Raw genomic sequence first — 21,909 nt, forward strand, 5'->3', positions numbered from 1 at the left:
ACTCAGCAAGGGTTATTTTCGAAGTTATATAAGTCGTTGTCAGTTGCAGCGCAAGTGCTGGCAGCTTGATGCAAAATGCCATCGTCGCTTTTCTAAGTGTTCGCAGTAATCGGTCAGTTCTTGCAAGGTGCCCACTGGACCATGAAATAGCTTGCTAAATTCGGTTGTCAGCTTGAGCCAATTGTCATGGGGAATATTTAATCTGTTCAGTATCTTGGCGCTACTTTCGCTGATGCATCCACGTTTATCATTGCGAATGATTCGGCCGGTATCATCCACCAATTGAAGGTAATCCGTTAAGGAAAATGCAATGCCATTGGGTTGGTTGTCGCACTCATTACCAATATAAGGTAGTAGATTGCTCGGCTGCTCACCTTTTAACGCCGCCCGAATACGTAGTTGAATACTGGTATGGTCGAATTTTTCTGGTGTATTAGCGAGTTGTGCTCTAATGGGACTTTCTTTTAATAAAGAGTAATCAACGTAAGTCATACAGGCTAACACGGCGGCTTCATCGAGTAATGCTTGCGATTTAAACCGACCTTCCCAGAAGCGACCTGTGCAGTTATCTTCTTGATTTGCTTGCCTTGCAATGGGTTCGTTGAGGCAGCGCATAAACCATGAAATATCACATAAACGGCTACGGTAAATGGCGATTGAATGCTTTAATCTGCTGACCTCATGGGCTTCAACTAACTCACCTTTGGCGAACTATCATCGCCACATAAAAAAGCCCGCCGCACCACGCGGCTACAGCAATGGTAATAGGGATTGATGTTAAGGTGATAGTTCAAGACTTATCTGAGTTCTACGAGGGCGTGGCATACAAACTTCCTTGTTCAATGCTTAACCAAAGCATAGTTGGATGTTAACTACCGCGCTATTAAGGTTGGGTGTCCTGTTTTGTTACTAATGGGCGCATAAATGCTTGGCTAAACTTAGCGATGAAGGAGCACAAGCCAAGCGTTTTGCGTCCTTTTGAGTAACTTGTTAGGGATACATTGCACATTAGGTGAGGAATTCTCCAACCCAAGCAACAATATCCTTGAAGTAAGTCCCAAGCGCGGCGCCTACTATTAAAGTCACCAACCAGATTATTCCTGAAGCTATCTGTCTAAGCCTTTTACCTTGATTTGCTTGCTCTGTTAATTCACGACGCAAAGCTTCTTCCATTTCTTGTCTAAATGCTTCAAATGTCTGTTGATTAGTCTCTGCTAGCGTTTGGTATCGGTCTGCAAGTTTCTTTTTCTCATCAATGGTTGTGAGTAGTTCATTGAGCTGTCGATCTTGAGCCTCTAGATCGTCTTGCATATCCCGAATTATACTTCCAGCAGATTCTATGTGGCTTCTTGCCGCTGCAATTCTATTGTGAGCACCTTTCTCATCTTGAGTTGCTGGGAAAAATTCTTTTAAATATTTACCCGTGGCACCACTGGTAATTCTTTTTATTTCTTCATCAGTATATAAGGCACCTGTTAATGCTCTAACCAACTGAGTAATTAGCGCACCATAAAGATTCATCATTGGCACAAACTCCTTTGAATGCCTAACATTTTATTCGTGCGCATGCGCGTTTACCTCGTTAGACCAGTGAAAACGCGCACGGTTAACTATCTGTATGCAAAGAACTTATCAGCTTTCTGCCAAATACACCATCTGGAAAAACACGCATGCGCATTTTCCAAACCTATTAACTAAAAGCCAGCTAATATAGTTATTTGATTTTATAGCGTTTTTGGCCCATGGGATGACCTTTATTCTAAGTGTCCATACAAACCTCCTCAGGTTGTCATGAATAGACACTTAAATTTTAGGAAATGGCGCTCATAGCTGAACAAATATGGATTATAAGATCTCATGCATAAATGAAATTAAAGCGGAGTCTAAAAATGGAATGCTGAATTGCTTTGGGGCAAAAAGCTTTTAGCCTGATGAACAGTTCAATGGTCGTTAAGATTGCCACTGTTGCAACTGTGACCGTTGGCGGCATGGCCGCTCTTTCACATCTGACCCATAAGGATATGGGAAATGCCACTATGATGTCGGGAACATCATAGGCCATGTGAACGTGGCATTTACACTTCCATGTGTTGCAGATACCGCCGTCGAGTCTATAGGGATACTTCTTGTTAAATAGGCGGCGTGTCACTGGGGAAGTAGTGGCAATGTATTAATGCCATATTCGATTCAGCTTTGGCTGCGTTGCTGGAAAAACAATGACAATCAATATCTGCACTATGTGACTATAAAATTCGAAGAACCCTTAACATTATTAATGGCGGCAAACCAATACGCACTCTGCCATTTTTGTATAACACTTTATTCTTCCTAACAAATTAACTTTTCGCTTTGCTCTGGGCGGATAAACCAAGGTTTGAATAAAAATCCCTGTACTAGATCGACATTCAGCTCGCGGGCTAGCTGGAGCTGGGCGTCGGTTTCTATGCCTTCGAGGATACATTGTTTGCCAGTGCGTTTGCCAAATTCAATCAATGCACTGAGTAGTGCGATGCCGTGAGGTTCGGCAACTAAATTTAGCCAGTGACGATCAAACTTCAGGTAATCCACATTCATCATTAAATCGACCGACAGCATGGAGTGGGGCGCACCAATATCATCAAGTGCCACGTTAATATTGGCTGCTTTAAATTGATGAAACAGTTGATTGGCAAGCTCGGCGTCATTAATGCAGGTATTCTCAATAATCTCTACTGTGACTTGCGGGTGACTGGAGAGTAGGTCGAGTAACTTTTGGGTATGCACGCCGTTAGCTGCATGGGGATCGACATTCACAAATAAGCTTTGTTCAGCAGGAGCGTGTTTAAGTTGAAAGGCTTTGGCCTGAAACTCGATTGAAGCAAGTGCATCGCTGTTTTCGTGTAACTGCTCAAATACCAGATTAGGAGCGATGGCTTGACCTTGCTCAAGGTAGAAACGGGCGAGTGCTTCATAACCATGAATGTGTTTAGTGTGAGGGCAAACGAAGGGTTGGTATTCGCAACTTAAGGATAAACCGCTGAGCTTGAGCATGTAGCAACGCATGGATAATGACTAATTGCTAATTATTCGCATTTAATAGTGCTAAGTGCAAATAAGTTTGCCTGAGTGATGTGCGTTTGCTGATTTTATATACATAGCTTAACGGTATGAATTTGAAACGGTATTATGTTAGTGAATGCGATAAAGGTGGCCTTGGCCACCTTTATCGCATTTAGTTTTGTCCTTAGTAATGGAACTTCAGCTCAGCCTCGTTAAATAAAGGCTGTGGCTGTTGTTTTTGCGCTTCGTAAATCAAGCGATAACTTAACACGGCTTGTACATATTCACGGGTTTCGGTGAAGGGGATAGACTCGATAAAACTCATCGCATCGAGTTGACCATTTGATTCAGCTAACCAGCGGCGAACCCTTGATGGGCCTGCGTTATAAGCGGCTGTGGCTAATACGCGGTTTTGATTGAACTCCTTCAATAATTGGGCGTAATAGGCGCTGCCTAAGTTTAAGTTAAGTTCGGCACTGTAGAGATCCTTTGGATCGTTGTACTTAGCACCGTGTTTTTTTGCTGTGGCCTTGGCGGTGGCGGGCATAATCTGCATTAAACCGCGGGCACCAACGCCAGACGTTGCATAAAGGAAAAACGCACTTTCGCGTCGGCTAATGGCGCGGATTTCATCGATATTAACCTTGTGTTTTTTGCTCGCATGTTCAAAGCCCGATTGATGCGCCATTGGGAACCGTAGGGGGATGTCGTCCCAAAGTTTGCCTTGAATACTGGCTTCGACGCCAAAGTCATACCAGCCTTGATCATGGGCATAACGGCCATAACGAGCACGCATGTCATTATTGCTGCGTTTGAGCAGTGCCACCCATTCATAGCGGGCATCGAAATAACGATCGAGCGCCATCAGCTCCTGTACGCGCACAAAACCCAAATCATCTTCGAGTTTTGGACTGTTCCCATTGATAACCGGCTCAGGACTTTGATTTAGCGATACGGGCTTATTCAATAATTGTGAGGCGGCAAAACCATAAAAGCCGCGCTCATTGCTAACGGCCGCTAGGGCTTTGGTGGCGCTTTCTGGGGCGTGTTTGGCATTGGTGCGATACAGCCAATATTGCCAGCGCTCTTTGGATTGCGTTTCAGGTGATAATAAATCTAAATAGCGAGCAATATGGGTGCTGTCCTGCTCGCGAATCGCCCAACGTAAACGACGTTCGAACATATCGTCGCTTTTCATCTCTGGCAGCAGATTATCTGCCCAGTCTTTAAAATTATCATCCTGCTCAATCAATACTCGGCGCACCAGATACTTTTGCAGCTGTAGATCTTGCGCGGGACTAAAACGTTTGGCTTTTTGATACCGAGTATATAAATTGATGGCTTGGTCGAGATCTTTACGGGCAAGGCGTTTTAACCCAGCAGCAACGATATCGCCAACAATAGGATTTTTGTCTTTAAATTTTTCAGTATGGCGCAGGCTATTGGGATCTTTAAATACCGCGACTAAGCGTTTGGCTTCGGCGCTATGGACCGTAATTTTTTGCGATAGAAAGCTCAAAAGACTGGTTTGGCCTTCATCGAAGCTCACTAACATCCGTGCCCAAATCACCTCTTGAGTGCGCTTGCCCGCTTTGGTCCAAGCATTGAACAGAGGGTCACATTCTTTCGGACGGGAATCACCATAGACCCATAGCGACTGCGCGGCGGTATAGGCGGTTTGAGTTTCACCTTTGGCAAGTTTTGCCTCATAAAAATAACACTGTAGCCTGACATCGGTTGGCGCATCTTGAGCCAGCGTCAGAAAATCGTTCCAGCGCTTTTGGCTACCAGCATTCAATAAATATTTCGAACGCAGTCTTTGGTACATTGGTGTTGTTTGATATTTATCTATCAAAAACTTAGCGTCATTACCGCGTAAATCATTGAGCCGACCTATATCGATATCATGGTCTAAGTAGATCGCCAGCGGATATTCACCTAACTTAGCACGCAGGGGTTTATAGGTTGCATAGTCTTGTTTCTTCAGGGCTTTTTCAGCCTCAAGAAAAGTCTTTTGGGTCGACGTTAAAGCAAAAGCCGCAGAGGCATTAAATGCACCTGCGATAATAATTGCGCTGGATAACACCATCTTTGTGAATGGGTTGCACATGCAGAACTTGCCTCCGGGCATCAAGGTTACAATCGATTTTTCCCTATCGATTCAGGATTAATAGTGATTTAGGCGTTTTGCTGCGTTTGGGTGTTGAGTTGTTCGAGTGCGGTGGCATCCTCAATTTTTGTTACCCTAGTTTGGTGTTCAGTTGTTTTAGCTGAGCTATCGTTTTCGAACTCGCTGGTTTCATCAATATCACTGTCGTCTAAGGCTTCATTGAGCGCCTTCTCAAGTAACATCTTATCGAGTTGTTTGCTGGTATCAACACCCAGTTGCTGCATTAAATGCGCTTGACGCACCAAATTGCCTTTGCCAGAGGATAATTTATTCATAGCACTGTGATAGGTTTTCTCGGCGTTATCTAAAGCGCGGCCAAGTTTTTCCATATCGTCGAGGTAGCCGCAGAGTTTGTCGTAGATCCGGCCTGCTTGTTTGGCAATGGTTTGGGCGTGTTGGTTTTGATACTCGTAACGCCAGATATTATTGATGGTACGCAGGGCAACCAAGAGGTTGGTTGGGCTGACCAGCATAATATTTTGCTCAAGGGCAAAGTTAACAAGGCTTGGGTCATGCTCTAAAGCCAACAAAAATGCGGGCTCGATGGGGATAAACATCAGCACATAATCTAAGCTTTTAAGCCCGTGTAAACGCTGATAATCTTTTTGGCTCAAGCCTTTAATGTGGTTGCGTATGGATAGCACATGCTCATTGATGGCCTGTTCGCGCACCAGCGGATCTTCACTGTTAAAATAGCGCTCGTAGCTGATAAGTGACATCTTAGCATCGATCACCACGTCTTTATTTTCAGGCAAATGCACGATGACATCGGGCTTAAAGCGTTTGCCGCTGTCGTCTTTGAGATCCTGTTGGGTATGGTACTCGTGGCCTTCGCGCAGGCCGCTTTCTTGCAGCACGCGGTCTAAAATGACCTCTCCCCAGTTACCTTGCTGCTTGTTATCGCCTTTTAGGGCTTTTGTCAGGTTAATGGCATCTTGGCTCATTTTTAAGTTGAGCTCACGCAAGTGCTCTAATTGATGTTTGAGTGCACTACGCTCGGATTGCTCATGGTTATAGGATTCGCGGATTTGCTGCCTAAAACCTTCTAACTGTTGCTTTAACGGCCCAAGTACGCCTTCTAATTGATTGGCGTTTTGGTGTTTAAAGTTTTCGCTGCGCTCTTCGAAAATACGGTTGGCGAGATTTTCAAATTGGGTTTGCAGACGTACTTCGGCACTTTCTAGGGTGGCGATCTTTTCCCGCAGTGATTCTTGCTGGGCATCCGCTTTGGCCTGAATGGTTTGTTGTAGGGCATTGGATTTAGACAACGCCAGTTGTAATTCGAGTTGACGGCGATGACTATCGTTTAATTGTTGCTCTAAACTCGGCACGCGCTCGGCTAAGGCCTCGGCTTTGCCCAGATGTTCGATTTTTTGCTCTAGGCGCAGCTGGCATTGACGGAGTTGGCTATCTTTATCGTCCACTAAGATTTGCTGCTGCGCGAGGGAAAGCTCTGCATCTTCGTTTACTTGGCGCATTTCTTGTTCTAACTCATCCTTAAACTGTTGCCAGCGAGAACGGGTGAGACGTTGATTGAGTAGGGCACCGATTAACAGTCCTAAAAAGGCCACGGCGATTAGGCCGATGATCTGGGCGAGGGAAAAAGATTGAGAAAATGGCATCTTACTAGCACTCCTTTTGCGATGGCGCCTAGGGTCGCATGCCCCTAGAAAGGCTTCAAGTGCTTTAATAAACAATCTGTTTAGCTGATGACTCAAATGAGCAAGACTTAGTCGCTTAGGTTGATATAGTGTGAGGGATGAAATTTTTTTGCGGTTTTCTGTGTCTATATCCCTACAGCTTATCAACACAGGTTAATTTACCTGAGCTTTATGGGTGAGCGCTTAGCGTTAGCAAAAGCCGGTACATAACATTTTATTTCTGCAGAGGTGTCAATTGTCTAATCAATCACGTTTTACACCGGGTATTTTGAAAAAAGCACGCTGGCATATACAAGACAATCAAGTTACTCCTGAGTCGGTCTTTAAGGCGCGCCGCCACATAGTGAAAGCCATGGGGTTAGGTGCGATTGGTGCCAGTATCCCAGGTTATGTGCAGGCTGGATTATTCGATCTGTTTGGTGATCAGCCCAAAACCAGCTTTATCACCACGCCACTGACTTTTGAGGCCAATGCGCGCTTTGGTCAGGGTGAGGTGCTTACACCATTTGATAAGGTCACAACCCATAATAACTTTTATGAGTTTGGTACCAGCAAACAAGACCCGTCTGATAATGCGCAGCAGTATAAAGTCGACCCTTGGCAATTGCGTATTGAAGGCGAAGTTGAGCGCCCCATGACGCTTGATTATCAGGATCTGACTAAGCTGTTTCCGCTTGAAGAGCGTACTTATCGACTGCGCTGTGTTGAAGCTTGGTCGATGGTGATCCCTTGGGTTGGGTTTCCTCTTGCGGCGTTATTGAAAAAAGTGGGCGTAACCAGCAAGGGAAAATATGTCGCTTTTGAGACCGCCTTCGATCCCGAGCAAATGCCAGGACAAAAAAGCCGTTTAATGGGCGGTGGCATTCATTATCCCTATGTGGAAGGCTTAACCATTGCCGAGGCGATGAATGAACTGACGCTGATGTCCGTCGGGCTGTATGGTAAAACCCTGCCGCCGCAAAATGGCGCGCCAATTCGGTTAGTGGTGCCGTGGAAATATGGTTTTAAGAGCATTAAATCGATTGTGCGTATTCGGGTGATGGACAAGCAGCCACCCACCAGCTGGAATCAACTCGCACCCCATGAGTACGGGTTTTATGCCAATGTGAACCCAGCTGTCGATCATCCCCGCTGGTCACAGGCGAGTGAGCGGCGCATCGGTGAAGGTGGGTTATTCTCGGCGCAGCGCATCGATACATTGCCTTTTAATGGCTATGGCGAGTTTGTGGCCTCTTTATATGACGGCATGGATTTGAGGCAATTTTATTAACCCATTCGGCGACCGTATTCTAGGCGCAATCGATTGCGCCAGTTGCAATATCTGTCTAGCGAGATAGTGGTTAGCGCCATTAAAGGGGAAAAGAGTAGGAGTCTTATGTTCAACATCACGGCGTTAAGAGTCACGCCAAAACAGCTGCTCTGGGTAAAGTTAGTCTTTCATTTGATTGGGCTTATCCCGATTACTTGGTTGGTTTTTACTGTGCTGTCTGGTCGTGCGGGCGGCGACCCTGTGCAGCATATTATCCACTTTACTGGAATTGGTGCACTCAATGCGCTACTGGCAACACTACTGATTTCACCTATTGCCAAGAGATTTAAGTTAGGTTGGTTAATGCAGACTCGCAGGCTTGTCGGCCTGTATGTGTTTGCCTATGCCACACTGCATATTGTTGCGTTTTTCAGCTTAGATCTGCTGTTTGCTTGGGAGTTATTCTTCAGCGAGGTGGCGAAACGGCCTTATATTTTAGTTGGTGCTGTGGCTTATGTGATTGTGAGCGCCTTAGCGATTACCTCATTTAAGGTCTTAATGCGAAAAATGGGCCGCCGTTGGCAAACGTTGCACAATGGGGTATATCTTGTGGCGATACTGGCACCAATCCATTTTTATTGGTCGGTCAAATCCGAAATCATCGAACCGAGTCTGTATATCCTCGGCTTTGGTTTGTTGCTCGCGTGGCGCTTACCCATTTGGCAGAAGAAGCGTAGCAGTCGTATCGCGATGGCCGCCGAGGGCAAGCGATAATCTGTAGTGTTGGCATTTATCAACGAGCAAAGAAAACGGCGTTTGCATACACTGCAAGCGCCGTTTTTATATCAGACGTTGGAAGAGAAAGGTTTAACCTAAACCTTGGGTTGCCGATTTCATTTGAATAAATTCAATCTTATAGCCGTCAGGGTCTTCCACAAAGGCGATTTCGGTGGTGCCACCCGCAACAGGGCCAGGCGCGCGTGTCACTTTACCGCCTGCGGCGGCAATGGCTTCACAACGAGCATAAATGTCTTCATCACCAATGGCGATATGGCCAAAGCCTGTGCCGAGATCGTATTTTTCAGTGCCCCAGTTATAGGTCAATTCAATCACCGCTTGCCCTGTTGACTCTTCACCGTAGCCCACGAAGGCTAAAGAATATTTGTATTCTGGGTTTTCTGAGGTGCGAAGTAGCTTCATGCCAAGTATTTGAGTGTAAAAATTAATACTGCGCTCTAAGTTACCAACGCGGATCATTGTGTGTAACAGTTGTGACATAGGATTATCTCGGTCAATGAATTATGCCGGCATTATAACAAAAATCACTGTTAATCGAGTCTTAATGTTAATCGAATAAGCGAATTGCTATGCCTTGATTTTTGAATTGATGTGCGCTAGGTGAGGTTGCGTGGTGTGAGCTGTATCACGTCACCATTAAATGCAATGTGAAAAGTACAGGATAATTTAGGTCTTGCTCACAAAATAACTATCTCAATATAGGCATTTATCGCAGGCTTGATAATAATGGGTTCATACCCACTAGGAGAGTGAATATGAACACCGAACTTAAAATGGCGCTAGGTACTACAGTTGTAATTGCTTTATTTTTCAGTGCATTCTTCGTATCTATGTTCTGATACCGCATTCTAATCAAATCCTGTGTTAAGGCGCTTAAATCGGTTGATTTAAGCGCCTTTGTGTTTCTAGACTCCGCCGTTTTCCGTATCTGTCCGTTTTAACATCTCGTAATTGTCGGCAATATTTCTGCAAATAGTTTGAAAAATGATTATTTTGATATTTATATATTTTGATTTTCAAACTAAAATGTTGGCAGACATCATCAAACACCACAGGTACTTTTGTCCAAATCGGTCAGATAAGGGCAGGGAACGTAGGAAAGAATAATGAAAATAACCCCTTCAACAACAATGTCGCAGCCAAGTCATGGCGTTGGACACTCCATCGCCCAATGGCAACATCCCCATGGATTCTCTACACAAAATACTGATGGCGAAAAAAATACCCGTTATGTGCTGTATTTAACGGTTATCACTATGGTGGCCGAGATTGTGGCGGGCACGATATACGGCTCTATGGCATTGCTGGCCGATGGTTGGCATATGGGCACTCATGCCGCCGCCTTTATGATTACGCTGTTTGCCTATTCCTATGCCCGTAAGCATGCCAATGATCCAACCTTTGCCTTTGGTACCGGTAAAGTGAGTGTCCTTGGCGGTTATACCAGCGCCATCGCCTTAGGACTGGTTGCACTTATCATGCTTATCGAATCAGGGATGCGTTTGATAAACCCTGAGAATATTCACTTTAATGAGGCTATTTTCGTGGCCTTGATTGGATTAAGTGTGAACGTATTAAGCGTGTTCCTGTTGAAAGACCATCATTCCCACGACCATGGACATTCACATGGGCATTCACACGGTCACTCTCATGGTCACACTCACGCACATGATCATGATGATGAGAACGATGACCATAAGGCTCATCAAGATAATCATTGCTGCCATGGGCACGATCATCATGCTGCTGACCATGACCATGACCATGACCATGACCATGACCATGACCATGACCATGACCATGACCATGACCATGACCATGACCATGACCATGACCATGACCATGACCATGACCATGACGACCATTCACACAACCACGCACATGGACATTCCCATGGGCATTCGGGGCATGATCACAACCTGAGAGCCGCTTATTTTCACGTATTAGCCGATGCATTAACCTCAGTGCTGGCGATTGCCGCACTCTTATTCGGCAAATATATGGGCTTAACTTGGCTCGACCCGATTATGGGGATTGTAGGGGCAATTATTATCAGCCGCTGGTCATGGGGATTGATTCAGCAAACGAGTCCAATTTTGCTCGACGGCGGGGTAAATGCAGCGTTACAGCGTAAAGTGCGCGAAACCATTGAAGCGGTGCCTGATCACCAAGTCGCCGATTTACATATTTGGCGCGTGAGTGCCGATCACCATGCTATTATGTTATCCATAGTGTCCCACTCACCGAAAGAAGCCAGTTATTTTAATCAGTTACTGACTAAGTTCCCTGAGTTATCCCATATTACTATTGAGCTGCATACTTGTCGTCAACGTGAGTGTGTCGCTAAGGAAGCCTAATGACAGTTGCACCGCAGCATGATGCTCTATCAGCCTCGGCCGTCCATTCCACGGATCAGGCGTTAAACCATGTGATTATTGAGTTTTATGAAAAATTATCATCTTGGGAGCATGCTATCGTGCGTGATAAGGGTTTTAGCCTATCACAGGTTCACACCATTGAATTATTGGGAGTGCACGGCGCGATGCGGATGAAGGAACTTGCTGATAAAATTGGGGTAACGACTGGCACGCTTACGGTGCAAATCGATAAGATGGTCGAATCCCAATGGGTTGTGCGCCGCCCGCACGAAACCGATAGGCGCTCGATTCTGGTCGAGTTAACCGAAAAGGGCCAAGCACTATTTCTTGAGCATGATGCGCTGCATTTGCAATTAACGACCGATCTCACCGCTAAAATGAGCGCGGAGGAGCGCAGCGTGCTGCTGAACCTGCTGACGCGGATGAACCAAGAGTTTTAATTGCACATTTATGTAGCTCATTAAGTCACGATTAAAGCGCCCCGATGGGCGCTTTTTTTATGACACAACATCTTGAATATTTTCGATTCATTCTCGATTAATCATCCGTGATTACAATATCTTATCTTTTGTTACATTCTTGTTGGATTAAAAGTTGAACTGAAAATCAATTAAGGTAATGTAGAGCAGAAATTAAGATGGAATCAATTTAAGGGCTCTGTTTAAGGACTATGTTTAAGGGCTCTGTTTAAAAAGGAATAACATGAATCGTAAATTACTGCCTTGGTGCATTGCAGGTGTACTCACTATGACTGCTCAAGTCCACGCGCAAGAAGACAAGTATATTTGGCTTGAAGAGGTTGAAGGCGCCAAGCCTATGGAATGGGTTAAGACCCAAAATGCCGCTTCTGCCGCTGAAATTAAAGCCTTTAAAGGTTTCGATACCTTAGTCGCTAACAGTCTCGCAATCCTTAACGATAAAGAGCGTATTCCCTACGCCACCCATATTGGCGATAAGTTGTATAACTTCTGGAAGGACGATACCCATGTACGGGGGATTTACCGTCGCACCACGATGGAAGAATACGCTAAGGCAGAACCCAAGTGGGAAACCGTGCTCGATGTCGATGCTTTGGGTAAGTCGGAATCCGTTAACTGGGTATTTAAGAGCATTGATTGCCAATATCCCGATAATCAGCGCTGTTTTGTGTCTTTATCCCGTGGCGGCGCCGATGCGGTGGAAGTGCGTGAATTTGATTTAACCACTAAAGATTTTGTGCCAACAAAAGATAAGCCATTCTTTTTAAAAGAAGCGAAATCTAGCCTAAGTTGGATAGATAAAGACCATGCATTTGTCGGCACCGACTTTGGCGATGGCCAAAGCATGACGGACTCGGGTTACCCCCGCGTGGTGAAGTTATGGCAACGTGGTACCCCACTTACCAACGCTAAGACGATTTTTAGTGGAGATAAAACCTCTGTCGCGGTATCGGGTTGGGTGATGTTTGACGATAAATCTCCGCTCAGCCTTGTTACAGAAGCACATACTTTTTATACCGCGACGCAGTATGTTTACCAAGACGGCAAACTGATTAAACTACCCATCCCACAAGATGCTGAGATTAAAGGTTATTTCCAAGGTAAGTTGTTTATCGAGCTAAAGAGTGACTTAGCAACGCCTGCAGCGACATTCAGCCAAGGCGCTGTGGTGTTCGCTAATGTGGCCGATCTAATTGCCCAAAAAGTCTCCTTCACTGAATTTGTGAGCCCAACCCCAACAGCATCTATCGCGCAGCTAAGTTTCAGTAAGAGCGCGATTTTTGTTAATTGGCTCGATAACGTGAAGAGCAAGCTGGTTCGCTACGAGCAAGATGAAAAAGGCGCATGGCAAAGCACGCCAGTGCCCTTTGAGGCCAATGGTGCGCTAACGGTGATGGATATGGAGCGTGACAGTGACGATTTCTTTGTCAACTACACTAGCTTCCTTGAGCCATCGAGCCTGTATACCGTCAATGCTAAGGCGCTTAAACCTCAAAAAATCAAAGGTATGCCTCAGCAGTTTGCGGCGGATAAATTTAAAACCGAGCAATATTTTGCCACCTCAAAGGATGGTACCAAAGTGCCTTATTTTGTGGTGATGGCAAAAAATCTTAAGCTCGATGGCAGCAATCCAACACTGCTTTATGGTTATGGCGGATTTGAAGTGTCTCTTCGCCCAGCGTATTCAGCTACCATTGGTAAAAACTGGTTAGAGCAGGGCGGTGTGTATGTACTGGCCAATATCCGAGGTGGCGGCGAGTATGGTCCTGCGTGGCATCAAGCGGCGCTTAAGCAGAATCGTCATAAGGCTTACGAGGACTTTGAAGCCATCGCCGAGGATCTCATCGCCCGTAGGATTACCTCGAGCAAGCATTTAGGTATTCAAGGCGGCAGTAACGGTGGTTTGTTGATGGGCGCCGCCTTTACCCGTCGTCCCGATCTCTATAATGCCGTGGTATGCCAAGTGCCTTTACTCGATATGTACCGTTTCAATAAGTTACTCGCTGGCGCAAGTTGGATGGGGGAGTACGGTAATCCAGATGTGCCAGAGGAATGGGCCTACATAAAAACTTACTCGCCATACCATAACCTGCATAAAGACGTGCATTATCCTAAGGTGTTTTTTACCACCTCAACCCGTGACGATAGGGTACATCCAGGGCACGCCCGCAAGATGGTGGCTAAGATGAAGGATATGGGTATTGATGTGCTTTACTATGAAAATATCGAAGGTGGGCATGCTGGGGCTGCAGATAATAATCAAGCTGCGGAACTAAATTCAATGGCGTTTGCCTACTTATTACAGCAGTTAAAATAATCGCACTTGTTACCGCAGTAAATTAACAAGCTGGGGTTAGTTCCGAGCAAGTCCCTATAGGTTGGGGAGTCAAAAACGGTCGAATGCCTTCAGATTCGGCCGTTTTTTTAATCCGCATTATAACTTGTTAATTATAAAGATTATTTAATTGAGGAGAATCTGACGACTTGCTAAGATGGCGCAAATTGTAGGGCATAAGATTGCCTTAAGAAAACTAAGTTAGCTTCGGCCCACTATTGATTTGAGAGACCATAACCAGTGCTGACGAGATTTAAAACCCTAACCGTGAATCGTTTCACTTTTATCACCGCAGTATTTTACGTTTGCGTTTTTAATATCCCGCTATTTGACATCATCAAAAAAGGCATTGAAAAACAACCTGATGTCGATCCGGTTTTTATCGCCAGTATGCCGTTATTTTTGATCTTTGCGCTGAGTTTTGTGTTTTCGCTGTTTACAGTGAAGTATCTGCTAAAGCCCTTTTTTATCATCCTCACTTTATTATCATCTAGCGTGTTTTTTGCGGCCTTAAAATACAATATCGTGTTTGATTACGGCATGATTGAAAACACCTTTCAAACCAACAGCGCTGAAGCGCTGATGTATGTTAATTTTGCTTCCATACTCAATATGCTGCTTACGGGGATTTTGCCAGCCTATTTGATTTACAAAGCTGATATCCAATACAAGCCATTTTTCAAAGAGTTGCTACATAAAGTTTTGTTTATGCTGGCGATGTTAGCAGGGCTTGGGATTATCGCTTTCTTCTATTTCCAAGACTACGCTTCCTTTGGCCGCAATAATGATGAGATTAAGCGTTATATCGTGCCGACCTATTTTATTGGTGCGGCGGCTAAGTACATCAATGTGCATTACCTACAAACACCAATCAAATATGAACAGCTTGGCTTGGATGCAAAAAATGTCAGTCCCAATACCAACGGTAAGCCCAATTTATTAGTGCTGGTGGTTGGGGAAACGGCTCGTTCGATGAACTATCAATACTATGGTTATGATAAACCGACTAACGCCCATACTCAGGGGCAAGGATTACTGGTCTTTAAGGATAGCCATTCTTGTGGTACGGCAACCGCAGTATCGCTGCCTTGCATGTTCTCCCGCATGGGACGCGATGACTATGATTCCCGCCGTGCCTATGCCCAAGACACGGCCGTTGATGTACTGAATCATGGCGGGATTAAGGTGCAATGGTTTGATAATGATTCGGGTTGTAAAGGCGTGTGCGATCAGGTTGAGAACATCACTATCGATTTAAAGAGCGATCCTGAGTTGTGCTCCGGTCAATATTGCTTTGATCAAGTTTTGTTGAACAAACTTGATGAAGCATTAGCTAACGCCGAGCAAAAAGATACCGTGATTGCGTTACATATTATTGGCAGTCACGGGCCGACCTATTATCTACGTTATCCGCCAGAGCACCGTAAATTTACGCCGGATTGCCCACGTAGTGATATTCAAAATTGCAGTGCTGAAGCGTTAATGAATACCTACGACAACACTATCTTATATACCGATTACATTCTTAGTCAGGTTGTCAATAAACTTAAACAGCAGCAAGAAAAATTTGATACCGCCATGTTTTATCTCTCCGATCATGGCGAGTCTTTGGGTGAGAAAGGCATGTACTTGCATGGCGCCCCTTACAGCATTGCGCCTATTGAGCAAACGAGTATTCCTATGCTGGCTTGGTTGTCTGAGGACTTTAGTCAAGATAATCACTTGAATATGGCTTGTCTTGCTAAAGAAGCTGAAAAGGGGGGATTTTCCCATGACAATTTGTTCGATAGCCTATTGGGATTAATGAATGTTCAAACTCAGGTTTATCAGCCTGAATTGGATATTTTTGCCCACTGCCGAGGTTGAGCCGCTTTTGGCATAACATAAAAAATTAAAGGAGGATGGCAACATCCTCTTTTTGTTTTTGCGCGCCATCATAATAATCATTTTACCCAGTATCCAAAACGAAGCAGTTGAGTTAACTTAAGTTATACAAAATTATAACAACTCATGGATGCATGATTCATGTCTTTTCCTGCAGCAAATAAAGAGCTCGATTCAGCGGCTCAAATTTTACGTTTAGCTGTACCGCAAATGTCTGCGCTTGATATACCGGTTACGCCAGAAAATTACACCGTTTGGTATGAGTATTTTGCTCAGTCAAACTTAGATCTTAATCGTGCTATTGATGGTTTTCTTGCTAACAATGTCGTATTCACCAAAGAAGTGAATACCAGTCTGTACAAGAATTTTATTCAAGAGAAGTCCCCTGAAGTCATTGAGAATGTCCAGATAGAAACTCAGATACTGATTAACTCTCTCATCAGTAAAATTACTCAGTTAACTCAAGGGACGGAAGCATTTACAAGCACCTTGGCGGATTTTGGATTGCAACTGCAATCAACGCCCGATGTGAATACGTTAAATCAATTAGTCGATGGGGTGCTTGATGAAATGCAGAGCCTATTGGTTAATAACCAAGCCATGGAGCAGAGCCTCAATGCCATGGGACAAGAAGTACAAAACTTAAAAGCTGAAATGGAAAATTTAAGTCTGGCAGCAATGACAGATCAATTGACTTCGTTACATAACCGCCGAGCTTACGAAATTGCTATTCAAGACCATATCCATCGTGCGGAGGAACAACAAACCCGTTGTAGTTTATTACTTGTGGATATTGACAGATTTAAGATATTTAACGACACCTATGGGCATCAAATCGGCGACAAAGTCTTGGCTTATGTTGCGCTGGCTTTAAAACAATGTGTGCGTGGTGATGACTTTGTCGCCCGTTACGGCGGTGAGGAATTTGTGGTGTTGCTGCCTAATACCCATTTTCATGATGCGCTGCAAGTGGCCGAGACTTTGAGGGAGCGGATCTCCGAGCGGCGCCTAGCGATAGGCAAAGATAAAAAACTCTCATTGGGCGCCATTACGGTGTCGATTGGCTTAGCCTCTTTGCAAAAGGGCGATGATGCAGAAACCTTGTTTAGCAGAGCGGATAAAGCCCTGTATGAAGCTAAATCTGATGGCCGTAATTGCGTGCGTGGCTGAGTTGTTGCTTATTATCAGTATAGTTTGAGGGCGTATGGATAATGGTTTAAGTGTTAGTAATCTCAGCATCCTTATGCTTCAGTGATGCGAATCTTGGGTTCAGGATTGAGCGCCTTACGCCAATAAATGTTTAAAATGCAGTAAGCGATTGTTGGCGGGCATGGCGATATCTTCAACTAAGGTTAAGTTTTGGGCTTGGGCAAGGGTGACAATCCATTCAACATCTCGAATGCCGCTTTCACTATCTCTTTGTTTTAATAAGTCATCAAATCGCCGATTGCTGTCGCTGGTATAGTGACCTTGATAGTTAAAAGGCCCGTACAGGCATAGGGAGTTGAGCTGTGGTAAATACTCACCTAAGCCATTAAAAAATGCTTCCACCTTGGGTTTACTCATAATATGTAAGGTATTGGCGCTGAATACTGCATCGATATGGGGGCCGTTGATAGGCCAAGGTAGTGATACATCAAGTGTAATAGGTAAGCCAAGATTATGAACGCCAAGTTGATGACCTTGTTGCAAACATCTTGCACTAATGCCCTCAAGATATTGCGCTTGATCGCTCGTTTGCCAAAAAAGTTGAGGGAGATTCGCCGCAAAATAAACGGCGTGTTGTCCCGTGCCGCTGCCGATTTCAAGTACTTGTTTGGTATTGGCAAAAGCGGTTTTTAATACCGCAAGAATAGGCGCTTTATTATTTTCACAGGCTTGAGAAAAGGGCAGAACATCAGTTGTTTGAGGTTGTATATCCTGCGGCATAATTTCTCCTGATAGGTCATTGTTAAACAAGTTATTGTTAAATAAATCTTTGTGAAATGCGTCTTTCTGATGGTATTACCCTTGAGACAATAACGCAGGGTTAATTCTATTACCATCCTAGCGGGTGGTGCCTAGCTTAAGTCACTAACCTCGTTAATCCAATGGCTTAAGCTGTTTTGCCAAACTCGCTTATTTCCCTGTCAGGGGCATTCTTCTGTTGACCATGATAATAGCTTCGTTATACTCAAAAATTCTGAACGTTTGTAAAAAATATTAAACGAAAAATCATAATAATATCGTGTAAGGAAACCCTATGTCAGCCAAACGCTGCGCCTCTTATTACAATGCCACTATTAAGCAAGAGTCTGATTATCCAGAACTTGAAGGTGATCTCCGTGTAGATGTTGCCATTATCGGCGGCGGGTTTACTGGTGTTGCAACAGCGGTTGAGTTGTCTGAAAAAGGCTACAAGGTCGCATTATTAGAGGCAAATAAAATTGCTTGGGGCGCCACTGGCCGTAATGGTGGTCAAGTGACCGGAAGCCTATCTGGCGATGCAGCGATGACCAAGCAATTACGCCGTCATCTTGGTCAGGATGCCGAGGATTATGTGTGGGATCTTCGCTGGCGTGGGCACGATATCATCAAAAGTAGAGTGGCGAAGTACAACATTGATTGTGATTTAAAATTTGGTCATATCCAGACGGCCTATCGCCCCACACATATGGCAGAGTTACAGCAAATGTTCGACGAGGCTAATCGCCGTGGCATGGGGGAGTTTATGACCTTAGTGCCTGAGCAGGAGATGCCCACCTATTTAGCCTCGCCCTTGTACCACGGCGGTTTAGTCAATCGGCGCAATATGCATCTGCATTCGGTAAATCTATGCCTTGGTGAGGCTCGAGCCGCGGCCTCGTTGGGCGCGCAGATTTTTGAACATTCGCAGGTGCTGGATATTCAGCAAGGAGAGCTTGCAACCGTGGTCACGCCAAAAGGAACGGTTAAGGCAAACAGCGTGCTCATCGCCGGCAATGCCTACCACAAATTGGGCCGTCCCAAGCTACGGGGCATGTTATTTCCTGCCTCCCTTGGCAATTGTGCGACAGCCAAATTGCCGGCTGAGTTAGCTAAGCAACTTAATCCGCAGGATTTAGCCGTGTATGATTGCCGCTTCGTGCTGGATTATTACCGCTTAACTGCCGACAACCGTTTGATGTTTGGCGGTGGCACCAATTACAGTGGCCGCGATCCTAAAAACGTTGCCGCTGAGCTGCGCCCGGCGATTGAACGTACTTTCCCCCAGTTAAAGGGCGTCGATATTGAATTTGCCTGGGCTGGCATGGCGGGGATAGTGATTAACCGTATTCCTCAGCTGGGCAAAATTACTCAGAATATCTTCTATTGTCAGGGATATTCCGGCCATGGCGTGGCAACTTCCCATATCATGGCCGAGATCATGGGGCAGGCGATCGATGGTCAAATGCGAGAGTTCGATCTCTTCGCCGCCATGCGTCATATCCGGATCCCGCTGAATGAATGGTTTGGTAATCAGGCACTGGCACTCGGTATGTTGTATTACACCCTCAGGGAAAACTGGCGCTAAACAGGTGGGGAGTCTGGCGGCAGCGAGATGATTGTCACTCATATTGGATTAATTGTTGTGAGTTAACTGCTCGCCAGTTTTTCAGCTAAATAATCCACTAAAACCCGCACTTTGGCGCTCAGATGACGATTTTGGGGGTAGAGCGCCCAAATGCCTTCTTTGGCTTCGCGGTGTGCGTCGAGGAAGGAGATAAGTTTGCCTGCATGAATATCTTCTTCAATATAATAATCAGGGAGTTGTACTATCCCTATGCCCTTTAACGCTGCATCCCGCAGGGCATAGCCGCTGTTGCAGATAAGGTTGCCGCGTACCTTAATATTGCGCTCGCGGCCATGTTCAATAAAGCGCCAGTAATTGTGATTCCCGATCAGACAATTATGTTGATTTAACTCCGAAAGCGTATGGGGCTCACCGTATTTTTCAACATAACTGGGCGAGGCGGCCACATAATGGGTGCGGCTACTCAAGGGTTTGGCCATCAGGCTTGAGTCAGCGAGTTTGCCAAGGCGAATAGCCAAATCGTAACCTCCCTCAATCAAATCCAAGGTTCTGTTAGTCAAGTCAACATTACATTCCACGCTCGGGTATTGCACCATAAAGTCATTGAGTAACGGCATGATAAATTTTTCACCGTAGGCTACGGGCGCGGTGAGTTTTATTAGTCCTTGGGGCGAGTCTTTTAGATCGGTAATCGCTCGCTCAGCTTCCTCTAGTCCGGTTTGCAATTGGCGGCAATGGCGATAATAAATCGTGCCTTCTTCGGTGAGCGATACCTTGCGCGTCGTACGGTAAAACAGCTTAGTGCCGAGGCGATTTTCCAGCGCGCCGACTTGCCGACTCACGTGGGCGGTGGACACATTGAGGCGCTGTGCGGCTAAGGTAAAGTTCTCGGCTTCGGCTACTGCTACAAATTCTGATATGCCATCCCAAAGGTACATTATTGCTTCTCAGTAAAAATGAATTGCCAAAATGCTAGATTATCAATCCTCAGGAAATAAATACAATCTAGTGACTGCATTACCGCACACTATTTTTAAGCTTATCCGTCCGCCTCAATCTATGCTTACAAGCGAGTAGGGCATGAGGTAAGCCGTAAATTGATAAGCCCATTGATTAAAAGAAGGAAAGACAAGCATGTCGAACGAAAAACCACAGTTTATCAAGTCAAAGGCCGCCGTGGCTTGGGGGCCAGGACAACCGCTCAAGATTGAAGAAGTCGATGTGATGTTACCTAAAGCTGGCGAAGTATTAGTGCGCATCGTGGCGACTGGCGTGTGCCATACCGATGCATTCACCCTAAGCGGTGATGATCCAGAAGGCGTGTTCCCAGCGATCCTCGGCCATGAGGGCGGTGGTATTGTTGAGCAAGTGGGCGAAGGCGTGACCAGTGTGCAGGTGGGCGACCATGTGATCCCTCTCTACACGCCTGAGTGTGGCGAATGTAAATTCTGTTTATCGGGTAAAACAAACCTGTGCCAGAAGATCCGCGCGACCCAAGGCAAAGGTTTAATGCCAGATGGCACCACGCGATTCTATAAAGATGGCCAGCCAATTTTCCATTACATGGGCTGTTCTACCTTCTCTGAATACACAGTATTACCTGAAATTTCATTGGCTAAGGTTAATAAAACTGCGCCATTAGAAGAGATCTGTCTGCTCGGCTGTGGTGTGACGACAGGTATGGGCGCCGTAATGAACACCGCTAAGGTGGAAGAAGGCGCGACTGTAGCGATTTTCGGCCTAGGTGGTATCGGTCTTTCGGCTGTTATTGGTGCGACTATGGCTAAAGCCAGCCGGATTATTGCCATCGATATTAACGAATCTAAATTCGAACTTGCCCGTAAATTAGGGGCAACCGATTGTATTAATCCGAAACATTTCGACAAACCTATTCAAGAGGTGATTGTCGAGATGACCGATGGCGGCGTGGATTACTCCTTCGAATGTATCGGTAATGTCAATGTGATGCGCAGCGCGCTTGAGTGTTGCCACAAGGGCTGGGGCGAATCAGTGATCATTGGTGTTGCGGGTGCAGGGCAGGAGATATCCACCCGTCCGTTCCAACTGGTGACGGGCCGCGTATGGCGAGGTTCTGCCTTCGGTGGCGTGAAAGGACGTTCGCAATTACCTAAAATCGTTGAACAATACCTTGCAGGTGAGTTTAAGCTCGATGACTTTATCACCCACACTATGGGACTTGAACAAGTCAACGAAGCCTTCGACTTGATGCATGAAGGCAAGAGCATTCGCAGCGTGATCCATTTCGATAAATAAGCGCGCTCTTTGGCATCACAGCAGCAGATAACCGCTAACGACTTATCTGCTGCTTATGTGTTTTAAGCTTGTGATAGGGTCTTGAACGGCAAGCTAACCGCTGAAAGTGA

The 21,909-nt window shown here is 45.4% G+C and carries 17 protein-coding genes and 1 pseudogene; 10 read left to right on the forward strand and 8 right to left on the reverse strand.

Annotation, left to right across the window (positions count from 1 at the left end):
• Window positions 1–39: 39 nt before the first annotated feature.
• Window positions 40–825, reverse strand: a pseudogene (locus M0413_RS09955) (transposase).
• 183 nt (window positions 826–1,008) lie between these two features.
• Window positions 1,009–1,524, reverse strand: coding sequence for a hypothetical protein (locus tag M0413_RS09960; RefSeq protein WP_037431639.1), 516 nt, complete (start codon window positions 1,522–1,524; stop codon window positions 1,009–1,011).
• Window positions 1,525–1,931: 407 nt separating this feature from the next.
• Here M0413_RS09960 and M0413_RS22935 point away from each other — a divergent pair, with 407 nt between their 5' ends.
• Window positions 1,932–2,057 (forward strand): hypothetical protein, encoded by a 126-nt coding sequence (locus M0413_RS22935; protein ID WP_259474865.1) that lies wholly within the window; start codon window positions 1,932–1,934, stop codon window positions 2,055–2,057.
• A gap of 271 nt (window positions 2,058–2,328) precedes the next feature.
• On the opposite strand, the gene M0413_RS09965 is transcribed toward M0413_RS22935, so the two are convergent.
• The 3 genes from M0413_RS09965 to rmuC all read right to left on the reverse strand — a co-directional run bounded on the left by M0413_RS09965 (window position 2,329) and on the right by rmuC (window position 6,831).
• A complete protein-coding gene (locus M0413_RS09965; protein ID WP_069454835.1) occupies window positions 2,329–3,030 on the reverse strand; it encodes an EAL domain-containing protein in 702 nt (233 codons plus the stop codon).
• 193 nt (window positions 3,031–3,223) lie between these two features.
• The gene (locus tag M0413_RS09970) at window positions 3,224–5,149 is read right to left on the reverse strand and encodes a transglycosylase SLT domain-containing protein (RefSeq protein WP_249553988.1); all 1,926 of its coding nucleotides are present in this window, start codon (window positions 5,147–5,149) and stop codon (window positions 3,224–3,226) included.
• 68 nt (window positions 5,150–5,217) lie between these two features.
• Entirely contained in the window at window positions 5,218–6,831 is a 1,614-nt protein-coding gene (rmuC, locus tag M0413_RS09975) for a DNA recombination protein RmuC (RefSeq protein ID WP_249553989.1), read from the reverse strand.
• Window positions 6,832–7,105: 274 nt separating this feature from the next.
• On the opposite strand from rmuC, the gene msrP reads away from it, so the two are divergent.
• Entirely contained in the window at window positions 7,106–8,140 is a 1,035-nt protein-coding gene (gene msrP, locus M0413_RS09980; protein ID WP_249553991.1) for a protein-methionine-sulfoxide reductase catalytic subunit MsrP, read from the forward strand.
• Between the two features lie 105 nt (window positions 8,141–8,245).
• Complete coding sequence (gene msrQ / locus M0413_RS09985; RefSeq protein WP_055646631.1) at window positions 8,246–8,893, forward strand: protein-methionine-sulfoxide reductase heme-binding subunit MsrQ; 648 nt, start codon at window positions 8,246–8,248, stop codon at window positions 8,891–8,893.
• 93 nt (window positions 8,894–8,986) lie between these two features.
• Here msrQ and gloA read toward each other — a convergent pair whose 3' ends face one another.
• On the reverse strand, window positions 8,987–9,397 hold the full coding sequence (gene gloA / locus M0413_RS09990) for a lactoylglutathione lyase (RefSeq protein WP_037417829.1): 411 nt from the start codon (window positions 9,395–9,397) through the stop codon (window positions 8,987–8,989).
• A 626-nt stretch (window positions 9,398–10,023) separates the two neighbouring features.
• Here gloA and M0413_RS09995 point away from each other — a divergent pair.
• The 5 genes from M0413_RS09995 to M0413_RS10015 all read left to right on the forward strand — a co-directional run bounded on the left by M0413_RS09995 (window position 10,024) and on the right by M0413_RS10015 (window position 17,163).
• Complete coding sequence (locus M0413_RS09995) at window positions 10,024–11,274, forward strand: cation diffusion facilitator family transporter (protein WP_249553993.1); 1,251 nt, start codon at window positions 10,024–10,026, stop codon at window positions 11,272–11,274.
• Window positions 11,274–11,735, forward strand: coding sequence for a MarR family winged helix-turn-helix transcriptional regulator (locus tag M0413_RS10000; RefSeq protein WP_037417825.1), 462 nt, complete (start codon window positions 11,274–11,276; stop codon window positions 11,733–11,735). Before M0413_RS09995 ends, M0413_RS10000 begins: the two co-directional genes overlap by 1 nt.
• A gap of 262 nt (window positions 11,736–11,997) precedes the next feature.
• Window positions 11,998–14,091 (forward strand): prolyl oligopeptidase family serine peptidase, encoded by a 2,094-nt coding sequence (locus tag M0413_RS10005; RefSeq protein WP_249553995.1) that lies wholly within the window; start codon window positions 11,998–12,000, stop codon window positions 14,089–14,091.
• A gap of 258 nt (window positions 14,092–14,349) precedes the next feature.
• Window positions 14,350–15,975 (forward strand): phosphoethanolamine transferase, encoded by a 1,626-nt coding sequence (locus M0413_RS10010; RefSeq protein WP_249553997.1) that lies wholly within the window; start codon window positions 14,350–14,352, stop codon window positions 15,973–15,975.
• Window positions 15,976–16,134: 159 nt separating this feature from the next.
• Window positions 16,135–17,163: a GGDEF domain-containing protein gene (locus M0413_RS10015; protein ID WP_047539657.1), complete on the forward strand. Its 1,029-nt coding sequence runs from the start codon at window positions 16,135–16,137 to the stop codon at window positions 17,161–17,163.
• A gap of 114 nt (window positions 17,164–17,277) precedes the next feature.
• On the opposite strand, the gene M0413_RS10020 is transcribed toward M0413_RS10015, so the two are convergent.
• Entirely contained in the window at window positions 17,278–17,922 is a 645-nt protein-coding gene (locus M0413_RS10020) for a DUF938 domain-containing protein (protein WP_249553999.1), read from the reverse strand.
• Window positions 17,923–18,235: 313 nt separating this feature from the next.
• On the opposite strand from M0413_RS10020, the gene M0413_RS10025 reads away from it, so the two are divergent.
• On the forward strand, window positions 18,236–19,525 hold the full coding sequence (locus M0413_RS10025; protein ID WP_249554001.1) for an NAD(P)/FAD-dependent oxidoreductase: 1,290 nt from the start codon (window positions 18,236–18,238) through the stop codon (window positions 19,523–19,525).
• A gap of 62 nt (window positions 19,526–19,587) precedes the next feature.
• On the opposite strand, the gene M0413_RS10030 is transcribed toward M0413_RS10025, so the two are convergent.
• Window positions 19,588–20,463, reverse strand: coding sequence for a LysR substrate-binding domain-containing protein (locus M0413_RS10030; RefSeq protein ID WP_037417872.1), 876 nt, complete (start codon window positions 20,461–20,463; stop codon window positions 19,588–19,590).
• Between the two features lie 196 nt (window positions 20,464–20,659).
• Between M0413_RS10030 and M0413_RS10035 the strand changes: the two genes are divergently transcribed.
• Complete coding sequence (locus M0413_RS10035) at window positions 20,660–21,799, forward strand: S-(hydroxymethyl)glutathione dehydrogenase/class III alcohol dehydrogenase (RefSeq protein WP_249554003.1); 1,140 nt, start codon at window positions 20,660–20,662, stop codon at window positions 21,797–21,799.
• Window positions 21,800–21,909: the final 110 nt, after the last annotated feature.

Source organism: Shewanella sp. 8A (assembly GCF_023475945.1).
In the GTDB taxonomy this organism is placed as follows: domain Bacteria; phylum Pseudomonadota; class Gammaproteobacteria; order Enterobacterales; family Shewanellaceae; genus Shewanella; species Shewanella xiamenensis.

Bases quoted from the DNA above. Each gene is read 5' to 3' on its own strand.
- M0413_RS09960 (WP_037431639.1), bottom strand. From the start codon at position 1,524: ATGATGAATCTTTATGGTGCGCTAATTACTCAGTTGGTTAGAGCATTA.
- M0413_RS22935 (WP_259474865.1), top strand. From the start codon at position 1,932: ATGAACAGTTCAATGGTCGTTAAGATTGCCACTGTTGCAACTGTGACC.
- M0413_RS09965 (WP_069454835.1), bottom strand. From the start codon at position 3,030: ATGCTCAAGCTCAGCGGTTTATCCTTAAGTTGCGAATACCAACCCTTC.
- M0413_RS09970 (WP_249553988.1), bottom strand. From the start codon at position 5,149: ATGTGCAACCCATTCACAAAGATGGTGTTATCCAGCGCAATTATTATC.
- rmuC (WP_249553989.1), bottom strand. From the start codon at position 6,831: ATGCCATTTTCTCAATCTTTTTCCCTCGCCCAGATCATCGGCCTAATC.
- msrQ (WP_055646631.1), top strand. From the start codon at position 8,246: ATGTTCAACATCACGGCGTTAAGAGTCACGCCAAAACAGCTGCTCTGG.
- gloA (WP_037417829.1), bottom strand. From the start codon at position 9,397: ATGTCACAACTGTTACACACAATGATCCGCGTTGGTAACTTAGAGCGC.
- M0413_RS09995 (WP_249553993.1), top strand. From the start codon at position 10,024: ATGAAAATAACCCCTTCAACAACAATGTCGCAGCCAAGTCATGGCGTT.
- M0413_RS10000 (WP_037417825.1), top strand. From the start codon at position 11,274: ATGACAGTTGCACCGCAGCATGATGCTCTATCAGCCTCGGCCGTCCAT.
- M0413_RS10005 (WP_249553995.1), top strand. From the start codon at position 11,998: ATGAATCGTAAATTACTGCCTTGGTGCATTGCAGGTGTACTCACTATG.
- M0413_RS10015 (WP_047539657.1), top strand. From the start codon at position 16,135: ATGTCTTTTCCTGCAGCAAATAAAGAGCTCGATTCAGCGGCTCAAATT.
- M0413_RS10020 (WP_249553999.1), bottom strand. From the start codon at position 17,922: ATGCCGCAGGATATACAACCTCAAACAACTGATGTTCTGCCCTTTTCT.
- M0413_RS10025 (WP_249554001.1), top strand. From the start codon at position 18,236: ATGTCAGCCAAACGCTGCGCCTCTTATTACAATGCCACTATTAAGCAA.
- M0413_RS10030 (WP_037417872.1), bottom strand. From the start codon at position 20,463: ATGTACCTTTGGGATGGCATATCAGAATTTGTAGCAGTAGCCGAAGCC.
- M0413_RS10035 (WP_249554003.1), top strand. From the start codon at position 20,660: ATGTCGAACGAAAAACCACAGTTTATCAAGTCAAAGGCCGCCGTGGCT.